The sequence below is a fragment of the Micromonospora sp. CV4 genome (assembly GCF_003667455.1).
Lineage (GTDB): Bacteria > Actinomycetota > Actinomycetes > Mycobacteriales > Micromonosporaceae > Micromonospora.
This window is the reverse complement of sequence record NZ_RCVI01000204.1, coordinates 1-25,311: the sequence shown is the minus strand read 5'-3', so window position 1 is coordinate 25,311 and position 25,311 is coordinate 1. Positions and strand designations below refer to the sequence as shown.

The following is a 25,311-nucleotide window of genomic DNA, read 5'->3' as shown; positions in this document are numbered from 1 at the left end:
CACATGCTGCTCGACCCCGGGATGGACCTCACCCTCCGCCCGATGCGCTACCCGCACTTCTTCGACCGGTTCCGCGACGCCATCCGCAACACGTGGACCGTCGAGGAGGTCGACCTGCACGCCGACCTCGCCGATCTCGACAAGCTCTCGCCCGCCGAGCGGCACCTGGTCAGCCGGCTGGTGGCGTTCTTCGCCACCGGCGACACCATCGTCGCCAACAACCTCGTGCTCAACCTCTACCAGCACGTCAACAGCCCCGAGGGCCGTCTCTACCTGTCCCGGCAGCTGTTCGAGGAGGCGGTGCACGTCCAGTTCTATCTCAACCTGCTCGACACGTACGTGCCCGACGAGAACGAGCGGTTCGCCGCCTTCGCCGCCATCGAGAACATCCCCTCGATCCGCCGCAAGGCCGACTTCTGCTTCCGGTGGATCGACTCCCTCAACGACCTGCGCGAGTTGCGGTCCCGCGAGGACCGGCGGATGTTCCTGCTCAACCTGATCTGCTTCGCCGCCTGCATCGAGGGGCTGTTCTTCTACGGCGCGTTCGCGTACGTGTACTTCCTGCGCTCCCGCGGTCTGCTCCACGGCCTCGCCTCCGGCACGAACTGGGTGTTCCGCGACGAGTCCATGCACATGGCCTTCGCGTTCGACGTCGTCGACACGGTGCGCGCCGAGGAGCCGGACCTGTTCGACGACGACCTCGCCGACCAGGTCCGTCAGATGCTCGCCGAGGCCGTGGAGTGCGAGGTCCAGTTCGCCGAGGACCTGCTCGGCCACGGCGTGCCCGGCCTGACGCTGGCCGACATGCGGGAGTACCTCCAGCACGTCGCCGACCGGCGTCTCGCCCAGCTCGGGATCGCGCCGCACTACGGGTCGGCCAACCCGTTCGCCTTCATGGAGTTGCAGGACGTGCAGGAGCTGTCCAACTTCTTCGAGCGGCGGGTGTCGGCGTACCAGGTCGGGGTCAGCGGAACGGTCGCCTTCGACGACGACTTCTAGTGCCGATCAGGCGACGGCGGGAGACCGCCGTCGCCTGCTCGACGGGCCCCGACGCCGCCGAAATTAGGTGAGGCTAACCTGTCGTGGTCGCAGGGAGGGTTCATCTCGTGTACGCAACTGTCCGGCTCGTCGACGGCGCGGCCCGACCATCGGCTCGGCTGTCATGATCCGCCCGCCCGTGGCGGCCGGCGAGACCAGCGGTGGTGTCGTGCTGCGCCGCGCCCTGCGGCGCCAGCGCGGCCGGGTGCTGGCTGGCACCCTGCTGCTCTGTCTGCACCAGGTCACCGAGGTCCTCGTCCCGGTGGCGATCGGCGTGATCATCGACCGCGCGGTCGCCACCGGGGACGTGCCGGCGTTGCTGCTCTCGCTCGCCGGCCTCGCCGCCCTCTTCACCGTCCTCGCCTTCGCCTACCGGACCGGCGCCCGGCTGGCCTACGCCGCCGTGGAACGGGAGGCGCACGCCGTGCGGGTCGAGATCGCCGGGCGCGCCCTGGACCCGCGCGGACACCGCTCGGGCATGCGCGACGGCGAACTGCTCTCGGTCACCGCCTCCGACGCCGAGCTGTCCGCGCTCGTGGTGCGGGTCGCGGGGCTCTCCGCCGCGGCGATCACCGCGATCGTGGTCGCGGCGGTCGCGCTGCTCGTCGTCGACGTTCCGCTCGGTCTCGGGGTGCTCGTCGGCGTACCCCTGGTGGTCGTCGCCCTGCAGCGGATGGCGCCGTTGCTCACCCGGCGCAGCGCGAGTCAGCAGGAGGCGCTGGCCACCACGACCGCGCTCGCCGTGGACCTCGTCAGCGGTCTCCGCGTCCTGCGCGGCATCGGCGCCCAGGACCACGCCGCACGTCGGTACGCGGCCACCAGCCAGCAGGCACTCGGGGTCACCCTGCGCGCGGCCACCACCAAGGGCCTGCACGCCGGGCTCACCACCACGGTCAACGGCCTCTTCCTCGCGGTGGTCGCCGGCGTCGCCGGCTGGCTCGCGCTACAGGGTCGACTCACCATCGGTGAACTCGTCGCGGTCGTGGGCCTGGCCCAGTTCATCGCCGAGCCCGTGCAGACACTCGGGTACTGCGTCCAGCTCTTCGCCATGGCCCGCGGCTCCGCGGGACGGGTCGCCCGGGTCCTGGGAGCGGCGCCGGTCGTCCGGCCGGGCACCGCCGGACCGCCCGACCCGAGCCCGTCGCGACTCGTCCTCGACAGCGTCGGGTACGCGGGGCTCGACGGATTCAGCCTGCGCGTCGACGCCGGCGAGGTTCTGGGCGTGCTCGCCTACGATCCGAGCGAGGCCGAGGCGCTGGTCGCGCTGCTGTCCGGTCGCGTGCCCCGCGAGGACCACCGGGGGACGCTGTACGTCGACGGCGTGCCCGCCGAAGACCTGCACATCGACGCCCTGCGTGGCGCGGTCCTGGTTGAGCAGCACGACGTGGCGCTGTTCGAGGGGACGCTGCGCGACAACCTCGCCGCCGGCGCCGACGTGGACGAGACGGTCCTGCGCGCGGCGGTGCGCGCCGCGGCCGCCGAGGACGTCCTCGACGCGCACCCACAGGGCATCGACCGCCAGCTCACCGAGCGGGGGGCGAACCTCTCCGGTGGGCAACGGCAACGGATCGGGCTGGCCAGGGCACTCGTCGCCGACCCCCCGGTGCTGGTGCTGCACAACCCCACGACGGCGATCGACGCCGTGACCGAGGCGTACCTCGCCGACGGGTTGGCTTCGGCACGCGGAACGGCGGGGGCCCACGGAACGGCGGGGGCCCGCAGCACGGTGCTGATCTCCAGTAGCCCGGCGCTGCTCCGGGTCACGCACCGGGTGGCCGTCATCGATCGAGGACGGGTCGTCGCCGAGGGCTCCCACGAGCACCTCCTCGCCAGCGACGCCCGCTACCGGGAGGAGGTCCTGCGGTGACCCACGAGACGACTGTGCCCGGCGACGCGTCCCGGCAACTGCTCCCGACAGCCACCGGCCGGCGGACCTGGGCCGCTCTCCGAACCGAGTTCGCCCGGCTGCCCGGCCTCAGCGCCGCCGCGGGCGCACTGCTCGTCGCCGCGGCCGGGGCGGGGCTCGTCGCCCCCTGGGTGCTCGGTCGCCTCGTCGACGACGTCATCGCCGGCTCCGGCACGCGGCAGGTCGTGTCCTGGGCGGGTGTGATCGCGGGCGCCGCCGGGCTCGCCGGTCTCCTCACCGCCGCCGGGGCGACGGTCGCCGCCCGCCTCGGCGAGACCGTGCTGGCGCGGCTGCGGGAGCGGGTCCTCGACCGTGCCCTGCACCTCCCCTCGGCCACCCTGGAGCGGGCCGGGACCGGGGACCTGGTGGCACGGGCCGGCGACGACGTGGCCGTCGTGACGAACGTGATCACCACCAGTGGCCCCGCCTTCCTCGGCGCGCTGCTGTCCGTCGTGCTGACCGCGGCAGGTCTCTTCGCCCTCGACTGGCGGCTCGGGCTCGCCGGGTTGGCCGCGGCCCCGGCCTACGCGCTGGCGTTGCGCTGGTACCTGAAGCGCTCGGTGCCGTACTACGCGCGTGAGCGGGTGGCGACGGGGGAGCGGGCGCAGGCGATGGCCGGTGCGCTGCGCGGCTCGGCGACGGTGCGCGCCTACCGGACGGAAGACGCCCACGTCGGCCGGATCGCCGACCGCTCCGCCGTGGCCCGCGACCTGTCGCTGGAGATCTTCAACCTGCACACCCGGTTCGGCCTGCGGATCAATCGGGCGGAGTTCGTGGGACTCGCCGCCGTGCTGCTCGCCGGCTTCCTGCTGGTGCGCGACAACCTGTCCACCGTCGGCGCCGCCACCACGGCCGCCCTCTACTTCCACCGACTCTTCAACCCGATCGGCCTGCTGCTGCTCGAGTCGGACTCCGTGCTCCAGGCCGGGGCGAGCCTCGCCCGGCTCGTCGGCGTCACCTCGCTGCCGGGCACCGATTCCGCCGACGGTCGCGGGCCCGCCCGGGAGGGACGGTCCGGCACGGCGGTTCGCGGCACGGCAGGTCGTGGCACGGCCGAGCCCGCGGCGCTGGAGGTGGTCGTCGACCAGCACTGCTATGACGACGGACCCGTGGTGTTGCAGGACGTCGTGCTCCGGCTCGCGCCCGGGGAACGCGTCGCGCTCGTCGGGGCGAGCGGGGCAGGCAAGAGCACACTCGCCGGCATCACCGCCGGGCTCATCGCGCCCACCCGTGGCTCGGTGCGGCTGCGCGGCGTGCCGCTGGCGCAGCTGGGCGAGCACCGGGTCCGCCGTGAGATCGCCCTGATCAGCCAGGAGGTGCACGTCTTCGCCGGGCCGCTCGCGGACGACCTGCGCCTCGCTGACCCGGACGCCACGGACGCCGAGATGACCGCCGCCCTCGACCTGGTCGGCGCCACCGCCTGGATCCGTACCCTTCCGGACGGCCTCGCCACTGCCGTGGGCGAGGGCGGCTGGCACCTCACCGCCGCCCAGGCGCAGCAGCTCGCCCTGGCTCGGCTCGTCCTCGCCGACGCCGCCGTCGCCGTTCTCGACGAGGCCACCGCGGAGGCCGGCAGCGCGGGCGCACGCGACCTCGACCGCGCCGCGTCGGCGGCCACCGAGGGCCGCACGACGCTCATCGTCGCCCACCGCCTCAGCCAGGCGGCCACCGCGGACCGCATCGTCGTCCTCGAACACGGGCGCGTCGCCGAGCACGGCACGCATGACCAGTTGCTGGAGGCCGGCGGCGGTTACAGCCGCCTGTGGCGCTCCTGGAGCACGCCCGATCCGGTCATGCGGCAGCGGCGCGGGAGCGAGGAGTACGCCGAGGGCGGCCCACTGGACGGAATCGGCGTGTCGACGACGGCCCCGTAGCCGTCGGGCCGTCCTCTGGTCGAGCTCTCGGTCGGCCGGGTCGTCGCGCCCGCTCAGACGTCGTCGACGTTCACCGACACGCGATGCTCGCTGGATCTCCAGTTGGGCACGTTGATCACGTCGTATCCGCCGCCGCGCTGACCCACGGTGATCCGCACGACGCCGAGGTGCGCGGGCGCGGCCGGTATGAACACGTCCATGCCGGTGATGAAGGTCTGGCTGAAGAACTCCGGCAGCGGAGCGGTCAGGTCGGTGACGCCGTCACTGCCGTCGTCGAACGCGAAGACGGCGATCGTCCGCTTCACGCGCGGCGTGTTGGCCGGGTTCAGGACATCCCGGCCGTTGATCCACAGGTGGTCGCCGGCGTCTCCCTGGTCGCCCCACCACTCCTTCTGGCGCTGGATCGTCAGCGCCGTGTGCCGGTCGCTGGTGTCGACCAGCGCGCCGAGGCCCTCGCCCGGCCGGCTCGTCGCCAGCCTCAGGAACGAGTCGGAGCGGAGGAACGGCTGGAAGTAGAAGTGGTGGGTCGCCGCTCCGGCGCGCACGATCGCGAACTCGTACCGGGCGGTCGCGAGCACCGGGAACGGTCCGAACGAGCCGTCGCCGCCGAGTGGCACCCGATGCGCGGGTCGGTTCGACAGTCGACCGCCGGTGAGGGAACTGACCGGGTAGACCTCGAGGGTCGCGTCGTCGACGCCGGCGTTGCTCGGGAAGAGCACCGCGCGGCCGGAGACCCGGGCGGTGCCGAAGAGTTGGGGCACGATGCTCGTCGTGCGTGGCGCGCGGTCCCGGAGGAACCGGAAGATCTCGCGGAACGACTCCCGCGACGACACCGTCTGGGTGTGGGACTGGTCCGGGAAGTAGACGTTGCGCGCGCCCGCGACGGCCCGCGCCGGGTCCCCCTCGCCCCAGATCGCGAGCGTGGGTACGCCGCCCGGTGGTGACGCCGCGGTGCGCCCGTCCAGGTTGACGTAGTGCGCGACCCGGGCGGCCCGGTCGGGGGAACTGCTGAGGTAGCCCTGCATGACGAAGGTGCCCAGGGAGTGTGCGAGCAGATCCACCCGGTCCGCTCCGGTCGCCGCCAGCAGCCGGGAGATCCGCGCGTCCAGTCCCGCGTACACCTGAGGCAGGATCGAGGCGATGTTCGGCGAATCGTATTCGTGCGCCTCGATGATGTCGATCGGGTGGCCGTTGCTGGCCAGGCGCTTGGCCTGGGTCTGGAACTGCGACGCCGACCCCGCGCTGCCGTGCACGAAGATCACTGGACGGTACGCCGGCGCGGCGGCGGCCTCAGCGACGCTCGGGACGGCGGCGACGGCCGGGCCTGCGGCGAGCGCCACACCGGCGATCAGGGAGAGCAGTCTCCGTCGGAACGTGTGCATCGATCCTCCACCTCGGTAGACGAACTGTCTGCACCAGCAGTGCAGGTATCGTCTCAGGGTGGCGGTCGGTGGTCCACACCTTCCTCGCTACTTCCGGCCGGCGCAGCCGACGCACGTGCTCGCTGAGGGGCGGGCGGCGAGTCGCTCAGCGGGAATCGGGCGGGAGCATCGTTCACACACGCCGTAGGTGCCGGCCTCGATCCGCCGCAGGGCGACGTCGAGTTCGGCCAGGCGTCGGCGCGTCGCCTCCAGAACGGCGGTGAGCTGGGCCCGCTCGAACGCGATCGTGCTGCCTTCCGGGTCGTGTTCGTCGTCGGCGTTGGACGACCGGGAGGCCTCGAAGAGACTCCGCAGATCGCTGTCCAACGCGGCGGCCTGAGCCCGGCTCTGGTCGCGTAGGTGCAGCAGTTCCGCACGGATCGGGCTGACATCCCTGTTCATGGCCGTTCCACCGTACTGCGGACGGCCCATCCCGGCGTCGCCCCGTCGACGGCGTCTACATGAAGTTGCGGGTGTGCAGGGCGGAGAGCGCCGCCGCCTCGTCTGGCCGGAAGCCCAGCCGTACCAGCCGGCGCTGCCGGCCCTGGTCCATCACGTGCTGCAACCGCTGCACCTGCTCGAAGCCGGCGGACACGTCATCGGGGTGCCAGCCACCGGCCGCGAGCACCACCAGCGCGTCGAACACGTCCGCGTTGAGGCCGGCGGTGTCGACGAGCGCGTCGTGGCGGCGGTGGATGGCCGCGCGGAGCCGGTCCCGCAGCAGCGGGTCCACGGTCGCCTGGTGCTCCAGGTGCGCCATGCCGAACACCACGTGCCGGCGCTCGTCCTGCATCGCCAGCCAGCAGACGCGACGGGTCACCGGGTCCGGCGCATGCTGCTCCAGGAAGGAGAGCAGGTCGACGAAGCTGCCCTCACCCAGGACGGAGAGCAGGAACGAGGCCAACGCGAAGTCGGACTCGGCGACGAGCGTGAAGAGCGACTGCCGACCGCCCGCCGACGACGTGCCCAGTGCGGCGCCCCGGAGCAGCGCCCGCCGGCTGAACACCTCCATGTGCCGGGCCTCGTCGGCCATCTGCACCGCGAGGAGCTGCATCACCTCGCGGAAGTGCGGGTGTATCCGCCCGACGAACCGCGCCGGCACGACGAGTGCGGCCTGCTCGTTCTCGACCAGGTAGGTCATCACCTGCACCACCGCCGCCTCGACGTCCGCCGGCAGCGCGAACGCGTCGTCCCACGGCACGGCGGTCTCCGGGTCCCACTGCCGGGCCGCCGCCTGCGCGTACAGCTTGGGTGCGACGTCGGCCCACACCAGGTCGCGCTCGTCCAGGTCGAACCGCGCCTCGGGGCCACCGGCCTCCAGCAGCGCACCTCGGGCGCCGAGCCCCCACCGTGGCGGGGGGCGCCTGCTGAGCGCCGACGGCAGGGCAGGCCCCGCCCGCTCCGCGCCGAACCACCGGTCGTCATCCGCCGTGCCGCGCACGACCACCGCGACCAGCTCGCTCCGGTCGGCCGGATCCGGCCATTCGACCCGGTGGCCGCGGCTGCGGCACCAGGCCGGCAGGTGCACGGGCAGGGTCGGGTCGCGGCCGGAGACCGCCAACCGGCCGCCGGGCGGAAGTGCGGCGAGGGCGCGTTGCACCAGCAGGTGCGCGCCCCGACCGAAGCCCAGACCCTCGAGGTGGACCTCGGCGTCGGTGGCCGGCGCGCCGGTCACGGCCGGTAGTCCGCGGCGGTCACCCGCCCGTCGGCCGCGTAGAACCCGCTGGCGTCGACCACCCGGGCGAGGGCGTCGTATCCCGTGGTGCGGCCGTCCTCCCAGGCGGTCAGCCCTTCGAGGTCCAGCAGTGGGCGTACCTCCGGGTCGGCGTACGACATGCCGCGCAGCAGCGTGCCGAAGAGCCGGACCCCGGCGGACGCCGGATCGCGCACCGTCATGTTGCAGTGGTCGTACCGTGCGGTCTGCGCGACGATCCGGGTGCCCTCGGGCGGCAGCGTGCCCTCCTGGACGAACGCCAGGTGGTTGGCGTCGATCATGCAGGCGGCGTCCACCTCCTTGGCCATCAGGGCCCGGGCGGCGTCGCGCTCGCCACCGATGTGGTCACCGTGCAACCCGACACCGACGTCGAACCGGCGCACGTCCACCTCGACTCCCGCCGCCGCGAGGTGCCCGAGCGGGATCAGCGTCGCCTGTGGACTGTCGACCGCGCCGACGCCGACGAGCGAGCCGGACAGGTCCTCGACCTGTCGCAGGGGTGAGTCGGCGCGCACCACCACGACCGAGGTGAGGTCACGGTCGGTGTCGCGCATGGTGAGGGCACTCACCGTGCCGCCGCTGGCCGCCGCCAGCCGTTCGGCCCGCAGCCAGGCGAGCGGTGAGTTCCACGCCGCGTCGATCCGCCCGGCGACCAGATCCTCGACCTGCCGCTCGTAGTGCGAGTACAGGACGAAGTCGAAGTCCAGGCCGCGCCCTCGCAGCCAGGCGCGGAAGCCCTCCCAGATGGTCACCACCTTGGGGTCGTACGCGACCGCGCCCATCAGGACAGCTGGCGCCGGCATCAGCGGTTGGTCTCGTCGAGCAGCGGCAGCCCGGTCGCGACCCTGCCGACGAAGTCGTGCAGGGCGTCGGTGGTGGGTGCCATCACCCGGGCCGCGCGGGAGTCCCGGAACCGGCGTTCCAGACCCAACTCCTTGCGGAACGCGCTGCCGCCGCAGAGCTGCATCGCGCCGTCGGTCACCTCGGCGGCCGTCTCACCGGCGAGCGCCTTGACCTGCAACACCCGCAGCATCGCGTCCTCCCGGCCGGTCTCCAGCGCGGTCAGGGTGTCGTCGAGGAAGGCGCGCAGGGCGTCGGTGCGGATCTTCAGTTGGGCGAAGGCGCGCCGGGTGACCGGCGCGTCGCGAAGGGCGGCGCCGGTGTGCGCGAGCGTGGTCCTCGTCAGGTGCCGGCCGGCCTCGCCGACCGCGCTGTCCGCGAGGCCGAGGCAGAACGCGGCGTTCAGCACCAGGAACCGGGGGAGGACCGCGCCGAGCGCGGTGTCGAGCCCGGCCCCGTCGGCGGCCATCATCGCGCCGGGCGGGACGCGGACCCCGTCGGCGGTCATCGGCCGGGAGCCGTTGCCACGCAGGCCGAGCCCGTCGAACTCACCGGCGATGCGGAGGCCGCCGCTGCCGGCGGGAACGAGCCACAGCGTCATCGGGCCCGCTCCGGGGGCGAGGGGGAGGCTCGACCAGACGTAGCTGTCGGCCTCGCCGGCCGAGGTGACCCAGCTCTTCCTGGCATCGAGCCGGACGGCGCCGTCATCGCCGGCCGTCGCGGTGCCGGTCGGCGACCAGAAGTGGCTGCGCGAGCCGAACTCGGAGAACGCCAGCGTGCTCAGATGCTGGCCGGCGGCGATGGCCGCACGGACATCACGCGGGCCGTGCGCCTCGATGACGGCGGTCGCCGCGTAGTGCATGAGAACGACCATCGCGGTGGAGCCGCACTCGGCGGCCAACCGTTCGACGACCTCCGCGACCGGGCGCATGCCCCTGCCGCCACCACCCACCTCGGTCGAGGAGGCCAGGCCGAGCAGACCAGCCGCGGCGAGGGCGTCCACGCTCTGCCGGGGGAAGGTGCCGTCCCGGTCGACGGTCGCGGCCTGCGGACGGATCACGTCGTCGATCAGCCTGCCGAGCGGATCCAGATCGTCGGTGTTCGAGCGGACATTGTCGACACTGGCGGTCATGTGGATGTCCCTTCGGCCGGACCGATGGCACCGCCATCGAGGCTAACCCAGCCGAGGGTCGAGAGGCGAGAACGTCGGATGCCCGTCATGCGTGCCAGTCGTTCCGGTGGCGCCGCCGCGGAGGACGAGCAGCACCGCGGCAGACTCAGCGTCCGGCGCGGGCGTCCTCGCGGTGCGGGCGGCCGTGCCCGTCCTCGCGGTCGATCCGCAGCTCCCGCTCCAGCTCGGCGATCACCGCGCGCAGGTCGTCCAGGCGTTGGCTGATCGCGATGCGGTCCACCTCGTCCGGTACGCCGTCGCCGTCCTCGTCGAACCCCGGGGCCAGGCGTTCGGTCATCTCCAGCCGGCGTGCCTCCTCCATCGAGTTGACGATCACCGCGATGAGGATGTTGAGCAGCAGGTTGACGGTGATGACCACGTAGCTGACGTAGTAGAGCAGCGTCCACGGCGAGATCGTCATGCCCTGCTCGATGAGGTCCGGCAACGTCTCCAGGGACAACAGCACGAACAACGTCAGCAGGGACCGGCCGATGTCGCCGTACTGGTCCGGGAACCTGCTCCCGAAGATCAGCCAGCCGGCCATGCCGTACACGTAGAGCGTCACCACGGCCAGGGCGAGGAAGCCACCCACGCCGGGCAGGCTGCGCCACAGGGCGGACACGATGGTACGAAGGCCCGGGGAGAAACGCACCAACCGGACCATCCGGGCGACCCGCACCACGCGGAGCAGGGCCGGGTCGCCGTGCAGGCCCGGAATGAAGATCGCCGCGATCACGGCGAAGTCGAACACGTTCCAGCCGTGCCGGAAGAAGTCCTGTGGGCGGCGGCCGTAGGCGGCCAGCCGGATGCCGATCTCGACGACGAAGACGGCGCGGAAGAGCAACTCCAGCCAGTGCAGCGCGGCGCTCGCCACGGTCAGGTCGCGGTACGTCTCCAGGCCGAGGACCACCCCGTTGGCGAGGATGACCACGACGATGCCGATCTCGAACGGGCGCGACCGGGCGAGCCGTGCGCACGCGTCGACCACTCTGGACGTCGGGCGTGCGGGTGCGGTCGGCTCGCCGCGCTGCACGGGCACGCGCGCGCCACTCACCAGACGCCCGGCTCGCTGGTGCGTGCCGAGGCCGCCGGGCGGGCCCACCTCCGGCCGTCGTCGTGGCGGTGCGGGGGGCGTGCGGGCATGCCCATCACCCTAACCAAGCGCACGAGCCGCAGCCGAGCGTCTCGCGCTCGGCTGCGGGCGGGGGCGACCGGGCGGCGGGTCAGGGGTGGCCGGTACGTTCCGGCGTCACCGGCGCGCCGAAGAACGTGGCGAGCGGGTCGACGAGCCTCGGGTGGGCCCGGTTGACGGCGTCGTGACCGCTGCGGGGAATCACCAGGGTCCGGGCTCGGGGCAGCGTGCGGGCCAGCGCCTCGTTGAGGTCGACGTAGTAGGGCGGGCCGTCGGCGCCGCAGGTCAGCAGCACCTCCGCGGTGACGCCCTCCCACCGGCTGGCGGGGCCGTCGTTGGCCCGGATCAGGGCGGACTCGTCCAGGGTCATCGGCAGCAGGTCGCCCATCATCCGTCCGATCGGCGTCCGCAGGAACGCGCGGATGATGACCAGTCGTACGCCGAGCGGAAGCTTCGCCGCCGCCATCTGAGGGTTGATGCCGGCGGCCGTGATGGCGAAGCTCCGAGCGGTGTCCCCAACCCGCAGCGCCTCCTGTGCGGCGTCGAGCCACGCGGCGGGGAAGCCCCCGTCGATGGAGACAGCGGCGTCGTAGAGGGCGAGCCGGTGGATCGGCAGCCGGAGCGCGGCCTGGAGTGCGATGAAGCCGCCGGAGCTGTGGCCGATGACGTTGCCGGACCCGGTGTGCTCCAGCACCACGGCGAGGTCGTCGATGTCCTGCTCGAAGGTGTACGGCTCCGACCTCGCCGGGGCGTCCCCGCGCCCCCGCCGGTTGTAGAGGTGCACGGTGAACCGGTCGGCCAGCGCGGTGGCCAGCCGTCGGTAGACGTCGATGGTGACCCCGCCGCCGTGCACCACGACCACACCCGGGCCGGTGCCCGTCGAGTGCAGCACGATGCTCGCGCCGTCCCGTGCCGTGATCCGCTCCATCGTCGGCCCACCTCCCGTGATTGAACTGCGAACGACGTTTGCAGTTTACAGTAGATCGGTGAGCGACGCACCCACGAGATCCGGCGACGGCGACTCCGACCGGCAGCCGATCTGGACCAGGCCGGAACGCGGCAGCCGCGGGCCCGCCCCGGCGCACAGTCGCGACGCCATCGTGGCGGCCGCCATCGCCTTGGCGGACGCGGACGGCCTCGCGGCCGTGTCGATGCGGGGCGTCGCCACCGCGCTGGGCACCGGCGCGGGATCGCTCTACCGGTACCTGTCGTCCCGCGACGACCTGCTGGACCTGATGACCGACCGGGCGGTGGGGGAGTTGCGGCCGTACCCGCCGCCGGCGGGCGACTGGTTGGACACGATGCTGCTGCTGGCCCGCCGCCAGTTGGCGCTGCACCGGCGTCATCCGTGGCTGATCGACGTGATCCACCGGCCGTCCGGCATCGGTCCGGAGAGTCTGGCCTGGTTCGACAACTGCCTCCGGATCCTGGAACCCGTCCGCTGCGCCGCGACCGCGAAATTCGAGGCGATCGCGATGGTGACCGGCGTGGTGAGCCTCTTCGCCCGCAGCGAGGCCACGGCCGGGTCGGTCACCTTCGCCGGCGCCGACCTCGCGGCGTACCCGCACCTGGTCGCGGCGTTCAGCCAGCCGTCGCCACCCGTGCCCCGGACGGACCTCTTCGAGCGGACCCTGCGTGGCCTGCTGACCGGTCTGCTCCTCGCCGAGCCCCCGGAGTCGGGCTGAACCTCGACGCGACGTCGGGCGGTCCGGCATCGGTGGTGGCGACGCGAACGATGATCAGGCCTGCGCCGCCCGGATCGCGTCGCGCAGCGGGGTGCTCGGCCGGCCGATCAGCCGGGGGAGGTCGTCGCTGTCGGTCGCCAGCTCGCCGATGGCGATTGAGTGGTCGAGCGCGGCGACGAACCCGGCGGTGCCGGCGTCGAGCCCGACGTTCTCCAGGGCCGAGGCCAGCTCGGCGGCCGACAGGTCCTGGTGGACGACCGTGGTGCCGGTGACCTCGGTGACGGCCGCCGCCAGCTCGTCGAAGGTGAAGGCGGTGCCACCCAGCTCGTGGACCGCGTTGCCGTCCTCCTCGCGGGTCAGAGCCGCGACGCCGGCCGCCGCGTAGTCGGCCCGGGTCGCGGCGGAGACCTTGCTACCACCGGTGGCGCCGAGGATCGTGCCGGTCCGCAGGTACTGCGGGAGCTGGTCGGTGTAGTTCTCGGTGTACCAGCTGTTGCGCAGCACGGTGTGGGGGAGGCCCGAGGCGGCGAGGACCTCCTCGGTGGCCTTGTGCTCCGGCGCCAGCGGATTGGTGGTGGTGTCGGCCTTCAGGATGCTGGTGTAGATCAGGCGCTCGACCCCGGCGAGCCTGGCCGCGTCGATGACCGCGGTGTGCTGGGCCACCCGCCGGCCGGGCGTGTCACCGGAGATGAGCAGCAGTCGACGTACGCCGGCCACGGCGCCGGGCAGCGTCGACGGGTCGTCGTAGGTGGCCCGCCGGATCTCGACGCCACACGCGGCGAGGTCGGCGGCCTTCTCCGGGGTGCGGACGACGGCGGCGATCTCGGCGGCGGGCACACCGGTGTCGAGCAACTGCTCGATCACCAGGCGGCCGAGGCGGCCGGTGGCGCCGGTGACGGCATAGGTGGGCATGACGACCTCCGATGGGTGATGCAAACGGGTAAGCACTTACTAATCTACAGCGCATGCTACTACGTAATCGTGAGGTAACCTGGTGCGGTGAGCGACAAGCCGGCCCGGGACCCGGCGGGGCCTACCCAGGAACTCGTCAGCGATGTCTTCGCGCGGGGCTGCACCTCCCGCGCGGCCTTCGAGGACGTCACCTCGAAGTGGGCCTCGCTGGCCCTGCTGGCACTGGGTGAGGGTCGGTACCGGTTCAACGCGCTGCGCCGCCGCATCGACGGGGTCAGCGAGCGGATGCTCTCCCAGACCCTGCAGACCCTCGAGCGCGACGGCATGCTCACCCGCGAGGTCCTCACGGCGATCCCGCCGCGCGTCGAATACTCGCTCACGCCCCTCGGCGCCCGGGTCGCCGAGCAGCTTCGCGGCCTCGCTGACCTGCTGGAGGCCTCGGTGCCCGAGTTGCAGACGGCGCGTGACGCCCACGAGCGTGACCGGGGCTAGCCCCTGCCGGTAGGCGTCTCGTCGATCGCCCGCGCCCTGAAGATCATCGCGGGTTGTAGCCTCAGCCCTCATGAGCTGGCTGCCGGACGCCTTCGTCCACCCCGTCCACGTGCCCGTGCCGAACACCACGCTGCACCTGCGGCCGATCCGGGAATCGGACACGGCGCTCGACTACCCCGCCGTGATGGGCTCCCGGGAACGCCTGTTTGAGATCTTCGGCCCGGCCTGGGCGTGGCCCAGCGAGACGATGACCTTCGAAGAGGACCGTGTCGACCTGCTGCGGCACGAGAAGGAGATCGCCGCGCACCAGTCGTTCAACTACGCGCTGCTCGACGAGGACGAGACGGCGATCCTCGGCTGCGTCTACATCGACCCGCCCGAGCGCACCGGCTCCGACGGCGAGATCGCCTGGTGGGTGGTGGACGACCTGGTCGGCGGCGAGGCGGAGCGCGCACTCGACGCGCTCGTACCGCGATGGATCGCCGCGGACTGGCCCTTCCAGCAGCCCCGCTTCCTGGGCCGCGACATCACCTGGCAGGAATGGCTCGCCCTGCCGCGCGCCTCCTGACACCCGGGGCGGGCGCCTGGACCACGCACCCGCCCCGCTTCCCGAGCCGTGGAACGGGGGCCCGCGTAGCCCGTCCATCTTGGACAATCCTTGGACAGGCTTGAAGGCTTGGCTGGCGCGGCTTCCCGGCGTGATGCCCGGGTGAAGGAACGGTGTGGATGCCCACGGAATTCGGCCTGCTCGGTGAGCTCCAGGCGCAGGTGGACGGCCAACCGCTCAACGTCGGTCACGTCCGTCAGCGCTGCGTCCTGGCCGCGCTGCTCGTCGACGTCAACCAGGTCGTGCAGGTCGGGCAACTCGTCGACCGGGTGTGGGGCGAGCATGCGCCGGCGGGCGTGAATGCCACGCTCTACAGCTACGTCTCCCGGCTGCGCGCCTGCCTCACGACCGCCGACGACGTGCGGATCGTCCGCCAGTCCGGTGGATACCTGCTCGCCGCCGACCCCGACTCGGTGGACCTGCACCGGTTCCACCGCCTGGCGGGGCTGGCCCGGACGACACCGGACGCCGCGCAGGCGCTACGGATCTTCGACGAGTCGCTGAACCTCTGGCGCGGCGAGCCGCTCACGCCGTTGGACACGCCCTGGGCGAACGGCCTGCGGGACGCGTTGCAGCGCGACCGGATCGCCGTCGACCGGGACCGCAGCGACCTGGCCCTGCGCCACGGTCAGCACGCCACGCTGGCGCCGTACCTGATGGCGTGCGTCGACGAGCACCCACTCGACGAGCGGCTCGTCGGTCAGCTGATGCTCGCGCTGAGCCGTTCCGGTCTCCAGGCGGAGGCGCTCGACCAGTACGACCGGCTGCGGCGTCGTCTCGCCGACTCGCTCGGCGTCGACCCGACGCCGGAGCTGCAACGGCTGCACACGGACGTCCTCAAGGGCGACACCGAGCTGCCGGACCGGGCCGGGACGGTCGTGGTCGGCGAGGCCACGGTCCCGCGTCAGCTACCCGCGCCGCCGCCCCACTTCGCCGGCCGCGCCCGCGAGCTGTCGGAGCTGACCCGCCTGCTGTCCGTCCGCGACGACGGCGGGCAGGCGGTGGCGATGTGCGCCGTGGGCGGGCCGGGTGGCGTCGGCAAGACCTCCCTCGCGCTGCGCTGGGCCCACGACAATCTCGCCAGCTTCCCGGACGGCCAGCTGTACGTGAACCTGCGCGGCTTCGATCCGGCCGGCCCGATGCCTCCCGAGGTCGCGCTGCGCGGGTTCCTCGACGGGTTGCGGGTGCCGGCCACGTCCGTACCGGCGGACCTGGACGCCCGCGCCGCGCTCTACCGCAGCCTGGTCGCCGGCCGGAGGATGCTGATCCTGCTCGACAACGCGCACGGCCTGGAGCAGGTGGTGCCGCTGCTGCCCGGTGGCCCCGGCTGCGTCGTGCTGATCACCAGCCGGGTCCGACTCGGCGGGCTGATCACCACCTACGGCGCGCGGTGGGTCGGGTTGGACGTCCTCGACGGCGACGAGGCGCACGACCTGCTGGCCCGGCTGCTCAGCCGGCAGCGGGCGGACGCCGAGGCGGCCAGCCTCCGGGAGATCGTGCGGCGCTGTGGCGGGCTGCCGCTGGCGCTGAGCATCGTCGCCGCGCGGGCGGTGATGCAGCCCGGCCTGCCGCTCGACGCGGTGACCGAGGAGCTGCGCGAGGAGGCGACCCGGCTGGACGCGCTGAACGCGGGCGACCTGACCGCCGACCTCCGTGCCGTCTTCGCCACCTCGCACCACCGCCTCGCCGCCGCGCCGAGCCGCCTGTTCCTGCTGCTGGGGCTCGCTCCCGGGCCGGAGATCGGGCTCGCGGCCGTGGCGCGGCTGGCCGACCTGCCGGCCACGCGGGCCCGGCTGCTGATGCAGACGTTGCAGGACCACCATCTGGTCCAGCAGCACCGGCCGGAGCGCTACCGGCTGCACGACCTGGTGCGCCTGTACGCCGCCGACCGGGCGCACCGCGACCAGCCGCCGGAGCTGCTGGCCGCCGCCCTGCTCCGGCTGGTCGAGCACTACCTGCACACCGCGCAGCGGGCCGCGCGGGTGCTCGACCCCCAGCGGGAGCCGGTGGCCGCGTGGCCGGCGCCGACCGGCTGGTCGGTGGCGGAGTTCTCCGGCCAGCCCGAGGCGCTGGCCTGGTTCGCGCGCGAGCACCCGATGCTGCTCGCCGCCCTGGAGCACACCGCCGCGCAGGGGCTCGACCGGCACACCTGGCACCTCGCGTGGACCCTGGAGACCTTCCTCGACTACCAGGGTCACTGGCGGGACTGGGCGCAGACCCAGCGCCTCGCGCTGGACGCCGCCCGGCGACTCCAGAACCCCCTGCGGCAGGCGCACGCCTACCGCAGCCTGGGCCTGGCCGGCACCCAGCTGGGGCTGCTCGACGAGGCGTACGACAACCAGCGGCGGGCGCTCGCGCTCTTCGGCGAGCTGGGTGACGAGGGTCGGCAGGCGGACATCGCGCGTGGGCTGGGCTGGATCTGCCACCAGCGGGGCAACTGGGCCGAGGCGCTCGACTTCAACCAGCAGGCCCTGAAGCTCTACCAGCATCTCGACCATCGGCCGGGGCAGGCGCTGGCGCTGAACAACCTCGGCTGGCTGCACGTGCTGCTCGGCGAACACCGACAGGCGCTGGCCTTCTGCGCCGAGGCCGTGGCGGTGCACCAGAAGATCGGCGACGCGCACGCGGAGGCCGGCGCGTGGGACAGTCTCGGCTTCGCCCACCACCACCTCGGGGAGTACGCGCAGGCCGCCCGATGCTACGAACGGGCGTTGGAGCTGGTCCGCGGGTTCCACGACCGGTTCAACGAGGCGGACATCCTGCGCCACCTGGCGGAGACGCGGCAGGCGACCGGAGATCCCGACGCGGCCCGGGGCTGCCTGGAGGCGGCCCTGACCCTGCTGAGGCAGCTCGACCATCCGGATGCCGAGCAGGTACGGGCCGACCTCGACCGGCTCGGCGGGTCACCGTAGCGCCGGTTCCCGGGCGGCGCCCGGAAGGGGGTGCTGGACGGGCGATCCGAGCTGGCCCGGTCAGGCGTTGAGCGTCTCGCGCGGGGGCACGCCGTAGCTGGCGTGGTACCGGGCGGTGAACCTGCTGTGGCTGGCGAACCCCCACCGGCTGGCGATCGCCGACACGGTGTCCCGGCCCGGGTCGGCCCGCAGCAGGTCGTGGTGGGCCCGGTCGAGCCGGATCCGACGCAGGTACGCCATCGGGGTGGTGTCGAGGTGACGGCGGAAGGCGAGCTGCACCGCCCGCAGGGAAACGGCGGCGGCGTCGGCGATGTCGGCCGCGGTGATGTCCCGGTCCGCGTACTCGTGCATGAAGGCGACCGCCCGGCGCAGCGTGGCGGTGGTCGCGTCTCGTCGGTCCTCGATGGTCGGATCGGTGACCGCGGTGTTGGGAAAGATGGTGAGCGCCGACGCGGCGAGCATCCGCGCGGCGTTGCCGATCACCAGCGGTTGCGCGGGGCCGGTCGGACTGGTCAGGACGACGTCGCGGACGTAGCTGGTGGTGTTGCGCCACTGCCGGGCGAGGGGCGCGGTGGCGGGGCTGATGTCGGTGAACCGGATCCGGCCGGGGCGTCGGGCGGGCGCGGCGGTGGCGACCTGTGCCAGCACCGCCAGGTCCAGCACGCAGATCTCCACCTCGCCGGGGTGCCAACTGACGGCGAACGGCAGCTCGGGTCTGGTGGCGAGGAAGACGTCACCGGGAACGAGTCGGTGGGTCGCGCCGTCGCAGGTGCGGTCGACGCGGGCGGTGCGGGCACGGCAGATGACCAGGCCGTCGATCTCGCCCACCCCGATGTCGAGGGAGGCCGTCTGCTCGATGGTCACGAGGGCGAACGGCCCTGCGTCGACGCGCTGGTGGACGAGACGGTATCCGTCGTCCCCACCGCGGATGCGCAGGTCGGTACCGTACGTCCTGGTCAGGAAGGCGTGGATGGCCGACGGATCGCCGCTGTCGAACCCGCGGGTCTGCACTGGTGACGTCATCCGCTGTGTCTCCGTCCGGGATGGTGCTGCCGGGAGGTGAACCAGGACCGACGAGGATCGAATTCCCACTATGGCAATAGCCATTGATGGGAATTTCACAATACGATAGGCCGCGGCTGTGCCGCTCGCCCTCGTCCAATCAGCCCTTCGTGGACTTCGCTTTCCGACTAACGCGTCCGGTGATCCTGCGTCTGCTGACCTAGCCGTGCACCTTGCACCGGCGGAATTCTGGTCACGACTTCCCGGGATGCCGCGACTGCCGGGCGGCTCGCACCTAGGGGGGAACCGTTGGACAGCACCGAATCCGACCGGGTCGTCCGGCTGGCCGTGGCCGAGACGTTGGCACGGGTGGCGAGCGAGGACGGTCTGGCGCTGGGCGGGACGGACGCGGTGCGGAGCCTCGACGGTGCGCTGCGCGAGGTACTGCGCCGGGCGCTCGACGACCGGGTGCCGCTCACGACGCCCCGCTTCGTCGACCTGTGCCGCGACCTGGGCCTGAACCGCGACTCCCTGGACCTGCTGGGGCACCACCTGCTGACGGCGCTGCTGACCCACCACGTGGGGCCGGACGCCCTGATCCGCGTGGGCGCGCTCCTCGGCACCGTCCGGCGCTACCTGCCCGCCGCCCTGCGGCCCGGGCGCCGCAACGACCGGCCGGTGCCGCGGCGCCGCCACGGCCGCGCGGACAACAACGTCGTCGGCCGGTACCGGCCGAGGCTGCCGGAGCACCTGCCCAGCCCGCCGAGCTGGACGTGCACCGGGTGCGGTCGAGACTGGCCCTGCGCCACCAAGCAGAGTCAGCTCCTCGCCGAGTTCGGCGGGGCCCGCGCCGCCCTCGCCGTGTACCTCGGCTCCTGCCTCGTCGCCGCTGCCCAGGACCTGCCCACGCTGCCGTTGCCCGGGGCCCGGCTCCGCTTCCTCGGTTGGCTGCCCCGCGCCCGGATCTGACGACGCCCCGCCCGGTCCCGCCGCTCGCGGCTCGCCGCTTCCGACCATCGGGGAAGGCGCGCGCTCAGCCGACCGGATCGACGTGGACACTAGGCAAGAGGGACATCGATGCGGTGGAATGTGATCCACGCGTCGCACCCTGGGGAGGACACCGATGTCGCCCGCACCGTCGCCCGCCCGCACCCGTGCCCTCACCGCCGCTGTCCTGACCGGACTGCTGGTCGCGGCGCTGCCCACCGCTCCGGTGGCCGCCGCCTCGGCGGCCACCACCGTCGAGGCAACCGAGGCGGCAGCTCGGCACCGCCCGACCCCGCCGCACGTCGTCGGCGACAAGACCGTACCCGTCTACTCCTACGCCGACGCGATCCGGGAGAGCGTCTGGGTGGAGACCCGGGCGGACAGCGACGGCGACGGCGTACGGGACCGGGTGGCCGTCGACCTGGTCCGGCCCCGGGAGGCCGCCGCCGCGGGAGTCCGGGTGCCGGTCATCATGGACGCCTCGCCCTACTACCTCTGCTGCGGCCGGGGCAACGAGAGCGAGCGCAAGACGTACGACGCGGCCGGCGTGATCGCCAAGGCGCCGCTGTTCTACGACAACTACTTCGTGCCGCGCGGCTACGCGTTCGCCGCGGTGGACCTCGCCGGCACCGCCCGGTCCACCGGCTGCGAGGACGTCGGTGGCCCGGCCGAGGTGGGCAGCGCCAAGGCGGTGGTGGACTGGCTCAACGGGCGGGCCCGCGCCTTCACCGCCGACGGACGGCCGGTCGGCGCGGCCTGGAGCACCGGGCGGGTCGGCATGATCGGCAAGTCCTGGGACGGCTCGGTCGCCAACGGCGTCGCCGCCACCGGGGTGCCGGGGCTGGCGACCATCGTGCCGATCTCCGCGATCTCCAGCTGGTACGACTACATGCGCTACCAGGGGGTGCTGCGGTCCGCCGACTACCCCGGATACCTGCACTCGTACGTCAACGGCCGCACCGACGAGGCCTGCGCGGAGGTGCTGGCCCGGCTGCGTGCGGACAGCGCCGAGGAGACCGGTGACTACAACGGTTTCTGGGCGCAGCGCGACTACCGGCCCGACGCCGGCCGGGTCCGGGCGAGCGTGTTCGTGGCGCACGGCGTCAACGACCTGAACGTCACGACCAGCCAGTTCGCCCGCTGGTGGCAGGAGCTGGCCGAGCAGGGCGTGCCCCGCAAGCTCTGGCTCTACCAGGCCGGCCACGAGGACCCGTTCGACGTCCGGCGCGCCGAGTGGGTGAACTCCCTGCACCGTTGGTTCGACTACTGGTTGCAGGGGCTGCGCAACGGGGTCATGGACGAGCCGCGGGTCGACCTGGAGACCGCGCCCGGGACGTGGACGACGCAGCGGGACTGGCCGGCGCCCGGCACCCGGTCGGTCCGGGTCGCGCTCGGCGCCGGGGACGGCGTGACCGGCACCCTCGGGGGACGGGGCGCGCGGCCGGGCCGCGAGCAGGCGTACGTCGACGAGTCGCTGACCGAGGCCGAGCTGGTCGCCGAGCCGAGCACCGCGACCGCCGGGCGGTTGGTCTTCCTCTCCGGCGCGCTCGCCGCGCCGGTGCGGATCTCCGGCACACCCTCGGTGCGGCTGCGGGTCCGGGTGGACCGGCCGACCACCGAGCTGACCGCCCGGCTGGTCGACTACGGCACCGCCGAGCGGATCCGGTACGACAGTTCCGAGGGCGTGCGGACACTGAACACCGAGTCCTGCTGGGGAGCTTCCACGGCCGCGGACGACGCCTGCTACCGGGACACCGAGGAGATCACCGAGGTCTCCGACCACGCGGTGCTGACCCGGGGCTGGCTCGACGCCGCCCACCACCGCTCACTGCGGTTCAGCACCCCGCTGCGGCCGGACCGCTGGTACACGGTGACCGTGCCGCTGAACGCGTACGACGCGCTGGTGCCCGCCGGCCACGTGCTCGGGTTGGTGCTCGGCCAGACCGACCCGGAGTTCACCGAGACCGACGACCGGGACGCCACCGTCCGGGTCGACCTGGGTCGCAGCGAGCTGATCCTCCCGCTCGCCGGCCGGGCCGGGCTGCCCGCGGTCGACGTCGCGCCTCGGGTGGCCACCGCTCCGGCCGACCCGTCGGCCGCCCGGACCACGCGGGACACCCGGCAGGTGCCGTGACCGGGCGGGCACGCCGCGCCGTCCCGGCCTGACCGCACGGGCGTCCCGCCGGTGGCGTCCGAGCGCTCGCCGTGGGTCCGGTCAGGGTGTTCATCGTGGACCCGTGTCACGTACAGCCGCCGTTCATGACCCTCTCCGAGGCTCCTTGATCGAAAGAGCATTCGCTTGATCGAGGAGAGGCTCTCACGTGAGGGACAAGCAACCCGAAGAGGTCGAGCGCGCGCAGCTGTCGCGGCGCAAGCTGGTCAAGTACGCGGGCGTCGGCGCGACGCTGGCCGCGGCCAGCCCGCTGGTGGGCGCCGGCGCGGCCTGGGCGGACGAGGAGCGCCGGCCCGGCGACGACAGGGACGACCGGGGCAACTCGAAGGCCCGGGCGTGGCGCGCCGGTGACCACCACGTCCACTCGGAGTACAGCGGCGAGTTCGACACCACGAAGTCGCCGGTGGTGTTCCACAAGGGCGCGGACGCGGTCTACCCGATCGTCACCAACGCCATCATGGCCAAGAACTTCGGCCTGAGCTGGGCCATGTGCACCGACCACGGTGGACCCACCCACTCGAAGGTGAACATCGAGCAGGCGTACCCCGACCTGCTGCGCTCGCGCAAACTGGTCCCCGAGGTGCTCCAGTTCTGGGGCATGGAGTTCGACGCGCCCTCGCTGGACCACCACACGCTGATGATCCCGCGCCACGACGACGAGGCGAAGCAGCTGTTCGAGCTGGAGAGCCGGTTCGCCAAGTACGACGCGTTCCCCACCGACCCGGCCCGGGACACCGAGGCCAAGATGGTGGAGTTCCTCAAGGTCGCGCGGGGCATGCCGCACAAGCCGCTGGTGATCGCCCACCACGCGTCCCGCTCCGCGCCCGGGCTCGGCGTGTACGGCCAGGACACGCCGCGCGAGTTCCGTAACGGCAACAACGCCGCGCCGGACGTCTACATCGGCTTCGAGGGCGCGCCCGGGCACCAGGCGGGTCCGCTCAACGGCGGCGCTCGGGGCGGGTACGGCAACCACCCCACCTACGGCGGCTTCGACCAGATGACCGCGCGGGTCGGTGGGCTGTGGGACTCGCTGCTCGGCGAGGGCCGGCGCTGGTGGATCACCGCGACCTCGGACTCGCACGTGCACTGGACGCGTGGCGGCTCCGACTTCTGGCCGGGCGAGTACAGCAAGACCTACGTGCACGCCCGCCAAGACTACGGCGACATCATGGACGGCCTGCGCAACGGCCGGATCTGGGTCACCACCGGCGACCTGGTCCGCAGCCTCGACGTCACCGCCAGCTCCCAGGGCCGGACCGCCGAGGTGGGCGAGACCATCACGGTCAGCCGCCGCAGTCGCACCGACGTCGAGATCGAGATCAAGTTCCGCCCGCTGGACGGTGAGAACGCCAACGGTGACCGTCCCGAGGTCCGCCGGGTCGACCTGATCGTCGGCCAGATCACCGGCCCGAGCGCGAGCCCGGACGCCGACACCAACCCCACCACCAAGGTGGTGGCCCGGTTCGGCCCGCGGGACTGGCGCCGGCAGGGCGCGGACTACGTCATTCGGCACACGCTGCGCAACGTCGAGGCCGATACCTACGCGCGGGTACGGGGCACCAGCACCGACGAGGCCGAGCCCCTCGCCGACGGGCTGGAGAGCCCGTGGGACGACCTGTGGTTCTACTCGAACCCGGTGTTCGTGCACGTGCGCTGACCGACACGACAGCGACTCGGCGGGTCCGCCGGCACGGCTCGACGTACGACGGTCGGGCGGTGCCGGCGGACCCGCGCCGCGTTCGGCGGGCAGTCGGTGGGTCAGTCGGTGCCGCGGCGGCGGGCGCGGGCGACGGATGCCGGCCGGCCCGGCTCGCGCGCTGCCCCGGACCGGCTCGGGGGAGGGGTGGCGGGGTCGGGTCGAACCTGCTCGACCGCCTCGCAGAGGTCGCGCAGCGGGTCGACCGCCTGGGCCGAGCAGGCGACCCGCTGGAGCAGGGCCCGCAGCGTCGCCGACTCGGCCGGTGCGAGTGCCCCCAGCAGGTGCGACTCGACGGTCCGCAGCGCACGCCGGCGCTCCTCCCACGCCGCGCGGCCGGCGTCGGTGACGTCCACCAGCCGGCTGCGCCGGTCGGCCGGGTCCGCCCGACGGGCCACGAACCCGGGGCGTTCCAGGTCGTCGATCAGGTAGGTGAGCACGGTGCGGTCGATGCCGAGCTCCTCGGCGATCGCGCCCTGGTTCCGGGCCGGCGCGTTGATCGCGGCGGTGAGCACCTGGTAGCCGCGCGGGCCGCCGGGAAAATCGGTGAGCGCGTGCTCGGCCGCCCGGACGTAGCCACGGAACACGATCCCGAGCATCCAGCCCAGGTCCTCGTCGAGCGGATCGGGCCGGTCCCGCGTGTCAGTGGCAGCCGTCATGCGTCGACAGTAGCGCAGCACCGCAGACCTTGTTGGCAGAAGATGTTCTGTGTGGCATAAGGTTTAGGTCATGACGCGTCGTACCGAGGCGTCGCGCGAAAATCGGGAGGCTCCGCAGATGGGCGACTACGGCCACGACCTGCTCTTCGGATCGTTCATCACGCCGGGCAGCGACGATCCGGAGCGCACCGTCGCCCTCGCCGTCCTGGCCGAGCAGGTCGGGCTGGACCTGGTCACCTTCCAGGACCACCCGTACCAGCCGAGGTTCCTCGACACCTGGACGCTGCTGAGCTACGTCGCCGCGCGGACCGGTCGGGTGCACCTGTCGGCGAACGTCACGAACCTGCCGCTACGCCCGCCGGCCGTGCTCGCCCGCAGCGTCGCCAGCCTGGACCTGCTCAGTGGCGGCCGGGTCGAGCTCGGCCTCGGCGCGGGAGCGTTCTGGGAGGCCATCGAGGCGATGGGCGGCCGACGGCTGACCCCCGGGCAGGGAGTGCGGGCGTTGGAGGAGGCCATCGACGTCATCCGCCAGCTCTGGGACGCCGAGGCGCGGGGCGGCGTACGGGTCGACGGCGAGTTCCACCGGGTCGTCGGCGCGAAGCGCGGTCCGGCCCCGGCGCACGCGGTGCCGATCTGGCTGGGCGCGTACAAGCCGCGCATGCTCGAGCTCACCGGCCGCCGGGCCGACGGGTGGCTGCCGTCGCTGGGCTACCTCCAGTCCGGTGACCTGGCCAAGGGCAACGAGATCATCGACGACGCCGCGCGGCGGGCCGGCCGCTCGCCCGGGGAGGTCCGTCGGTTGCTCAACATCTCCGGCCAGTTCGCGTCCGCGGAGCGCGGCCCGCTGCACGGGCCCGCCGAGCAGTGGGTGCGGGAGCTGGCCGAGCTCGCGCTCAACGACGGCATCAGCGCCTTCATCCTCGGCAGCGACGATCCCGACGACCTGCGCCGGTTCGCCGGCGAAGTGGCCCCCGCCGTCCGTGAGCTGGTCGCCGCCGAGCGCGACCGGGCCACGGCGCCGGAGCGTACGCCGGTCACCGAGCCGGCGGCGGTCACCGAGCCGCCGCCGGCCGTCGTCGGGGGTCGGCAC

21 protein-coding genes are annotated in these 25,311 nt (G+C 73.0%); 11 read left to right on the top strand and 10 right to left on the bottom strand.

The genetic code is table 11. The annotated features are described in order from the left end of the window. Positions 1–3 precede the first annotated feature (3 nt). From EAD98_RS07600 to EAD98_RS07590, 3 genes are all read left to right on the top strand, one after another. Entirely contained in the window at positions 4–999 is a 996-nt protein-coding gene (locus tag EAD98_RS07600; RefSeq protein WP_121653356.1) for a ribonucleotide-diphosphate reductase subunit beta, read from the top strand. Positions 1,000–1,162: 163 nt separating this feature from the next. Then, on the top strand, positions 1,163–2,905 hold the full coding sequence (locus tag EAD98_RS07595; RefSeq protein ID WP_121653340.1) for an ABC transporter ATP-binding protein: 1,743 nt from the start codon (positions 1,163–1,165) through the stop codon (positions 2,903–2,905). Further along, complete coding sequence (locus tag EAD98_RS07590; RefSeq protein WP_233583750.1) at positions 2,902–4,818, top strand: ABC transporter ATP-binding protein; 1,917 nt, start codon at positions 2,902–2,904, stop codon at positions 4,816–4,818. The genes EAD98_RS07595 and EAD98_RS07590 overlap by 4 nt, the downstream gene beginning before the upstream one ends. 53 nt (positions 4,819–4,871) lie before the next feature. Here the strand turns inward: EAD98_RS07590 and EAD98_RS07585 are convergent, their stop codons facing one another. The 7 genes from EAD98_RS07585 to EAD98_RS07555 all read right to left on the bottom strand — a co-directional run bounded on the left by EAD98_RS07585 (position 4,872) and on the right by EAD98_RS07555 (position 12,024). After that, entirely contained in the window at positions 4,872–6,200 is a 1,329-nt protein-coding gene (locus EAD98_RS07585) for an alpha/beta hydrolase (RefSeq protein ID WP_121653339.1), read from the bottom strand. 87 nt (positions 6,201–6,287) lie between these two features. Beyond that, positions 6,288–6,641, bottom strand: a complete 354-nt coding sequence (locus tag EAD98_RS07580) for a TraR/DksA C4-type zinc finger protein (RefSeq protein WP_121653354.1) — start codon at positions 6,639–6,641, stop codon at positions 6,288–6,290. Positions 6,642–6,696: 55 nt separating this feature from the next. Beyond that, complete coding sequence (locus EAD98_RS07575; RefSeq protein ID WP_121653338.1) at positions 6,697–7,914, bottom strand: ferritin-like domain-containing protein; 1,218 nt, start codon at positions 7,912–7,914, stop codon at positions 6,697–6,699. Beyond that, positions 7,911–8,756 carry a phosphate/phosphite/phosphonate ABC transporter substrate-binding protein gene (locus EAD98_RS07570; protein ID WP_121653337.1) on the bottom strand — a complete coding sequence of 282 codons (846 nt, stop codon included), beginning with the start codon at positions 8,754–8,756 and terminating at the stop codon, positions 7,911–7,913. The genes EAD98_RS07575 and EAD98_RS07570 overlap by 4 nt, the downstream gene beginning before the upstream one ends. Next, positions 8,756–9,925 (bottom strand): acyl-CoA dehydrogenase family protein, encoded by a 1,170-nt coding sequence (locus EAD98_RS07565; protein WP_121653336.1) that lies wholly within the window; start codon positions 9,923–9,925, stop codon positions 8,756–8,758. Before EAD98_RS07565 ends, EAD98_RS07570 begins: the two co-directional genes overlap by 1 nt. A gap of 145 nt (positions 9,926–10,070) precedes the next feature. Continuing rightward, positions 10,071–11,018: an ion transporter gene (locus EAD98_RS07560; RefSeq protein WP_233583749.1), complete on the bottom strand. Its 948-nt coding sequence runs from the start codon at positions 11,016–11,018 to the stop codon at positions 10,071–10,073. A gap of 169 nt (positions 11,019–11,187) precedes the next feature. Further along, positions 11,188–12,024, bottom strand: coding sequence for an alpha/beta fold hydrolase (locus EAD98_RS07555; RefSeq protein WP_121653335.1), 837 nt, complete (start codon positions 12,022–12,024; stop codon positions 11,188–11,190). A 58-nt stretch (positions 12,025–12,082) separates the two neighbouring features. On the opposite strand from EAD98_RS07555, the gene EAD98_RS07550 reads away from it, so the two are divergent. Further along, positions 12,083–12,781, top strand: coding sequence for a TetR family transcriptional regulator (locus EAD98_RS07550; protein ID WP_121653334.1), 699 nt, complete (start codon positions 12,083–12,085; stop codon positions 12,779–12,781). Positions 12,782–12,835: 54 nt separating this feature from the next. Here EAD98_RS07550 and EAD98_RS07545 read toward each other — a convergent pair whose 3' ends face one another. Further along, a complete protein-coding gene (locus EAD98_RS07545; protein WP_121653333.1) occupies positions 12,836–13,693 on the bottom strand; it encodes an NAD(P)H-binding protein in 858 nt (285 codons plus the stop codon). A gap of 87 nt (positions 13,694–13,780) precedes the next feature. Here EAD98_RS07545 and EAD98_RS07540 point away from each other — a divergent pair, with 87 nt between their 5' ends. The 3 genes from EAD98_RS07540 (at position 13,781) to EAD98_RS07530 (ending at position 17,704) form a co-directional block, all read left to right on the top strand. Further along, positions 13,781–14,185 (top strand): helix-turn-helix domain-containing protein, encoded by a 405-nt coding sequence (locus tag EAD98_RS07540; RefSeq protein ID WP_121653332.1) that lies wholly within the window; start codon positions 13,781–13,783, stop codon positions 14,183–14,185. A 70-nt stretch (positions 14,186–14,255) separates the two neighbouring features. Further along, a complete protein-coding gene (locus EAD98_RS07535) occupies positions 14,256–14,753 on the top strand; it encodes a GNAT family N-acetyltransferase (RefSeq protein ID WP_121653331.1) in 498 nt (165 codons plus the stop codon). A 158-nt stretch (positions 14,754–14,911) separates the two neighbouring features. Then, positions 14,912–17,704 carry a BTAD domain-containing putative transcriptional regulator gene (locus EAD98_RS07530; protein ID WP_121653330.1) on the top strand — a complete coding sequence of 931 codons (2,793 nt, stop codon included), beginning with the start codon at positions 14,912–14,914 and terminating at the stop codon, positions 17,702–17,704. Positions 17,705–17,764: 60 nt separating this feature from the next. Here the strand turns inward: EAD98_RS07530 and EAD98_RS07525 are convergent, their stop codons facing one another. Beyond that, on the bottom strand, positions 17,765–18,727 hold the full coding sequence (locus tag EAD98_RS07525) for an AraC family transcriptional regulator (protein WP_147457352.1): 963 nt from the start codon (positions 18,725–18,727) through the stop codon (positions 17,765–17,767). Positions 18,728–19,015: 288 nt separating this feature from the next. Here EAD98_RS07525 and EAD98_RS31480 point away from each other — a divergent pair, with 288 nt between their 5' ends. From EAD98_RS31480 to EAD98_RS07510, 3 genes are all read left to right on the top strand, one after another. Further along, positions 19,016–19,675, top strand: a complete 660-nt coding sequence (locus tag EAD98_RS31480) for a hypothetical protein (RefSeq protein WP_233583748.1) — start codon at positions 19,016–19,018, stop codon at positions 19,673–19,675. A gap of 154 nt (positions 19,676–19,829) precedes the next feature. Beyond that, positions 19,830–21,827, top strand: coding sequence for a Xaa-Pro dipeptidyl-peptidase (locus tag EAD98_RS07515; RefSeq protein ID WP_121653328.1), 1,998 nt, complete (start codon positions 19,830–19,832; stop codon positions 21,825–21,827). Positions 21,828–22,014: 187 nt separating this feature from the next. After that, positions 22,015–23,523 (top strand): phosphoesterase, encoded by a 1,509-nt coding sequence (locus tag EAD98_RS07510; RefSeq protein WP_121653327.1) that lies wholly within the window; start codon positions 22,015–22,017, stop codon positions 23,521–23,523. 101 nt (positions 23,524–23,624) lie between these two features. Here the strand turns inward: EAD98_RS07510 and EAD98_RS07505 are convergent, their stop codons facing one another. Beyond that, entirely contained in the window at positions 23,625–24,221 is a 597-nt protein-coding gene (locus EAD98_RS07505; protein WP_199723331.1) for a MarR family winged helix-turn-helix transcriptional regulator, read from the bottom strand. Positions 24,222–24,291: 70 nt separating this feature from the next. Between EAD98_RS07505 and EAD98_RS07500 the strand changes: the two genes are divergently transcribed. Beyond that, on the top strand, positions 24,292–25,311 hold a 1,020-nt coding region (locus tag EAD98_RS07500), incomplete at its 3' end, for an LLM class flavin-dependent oxidoreductase (RefSeq protein WP_233583747.1).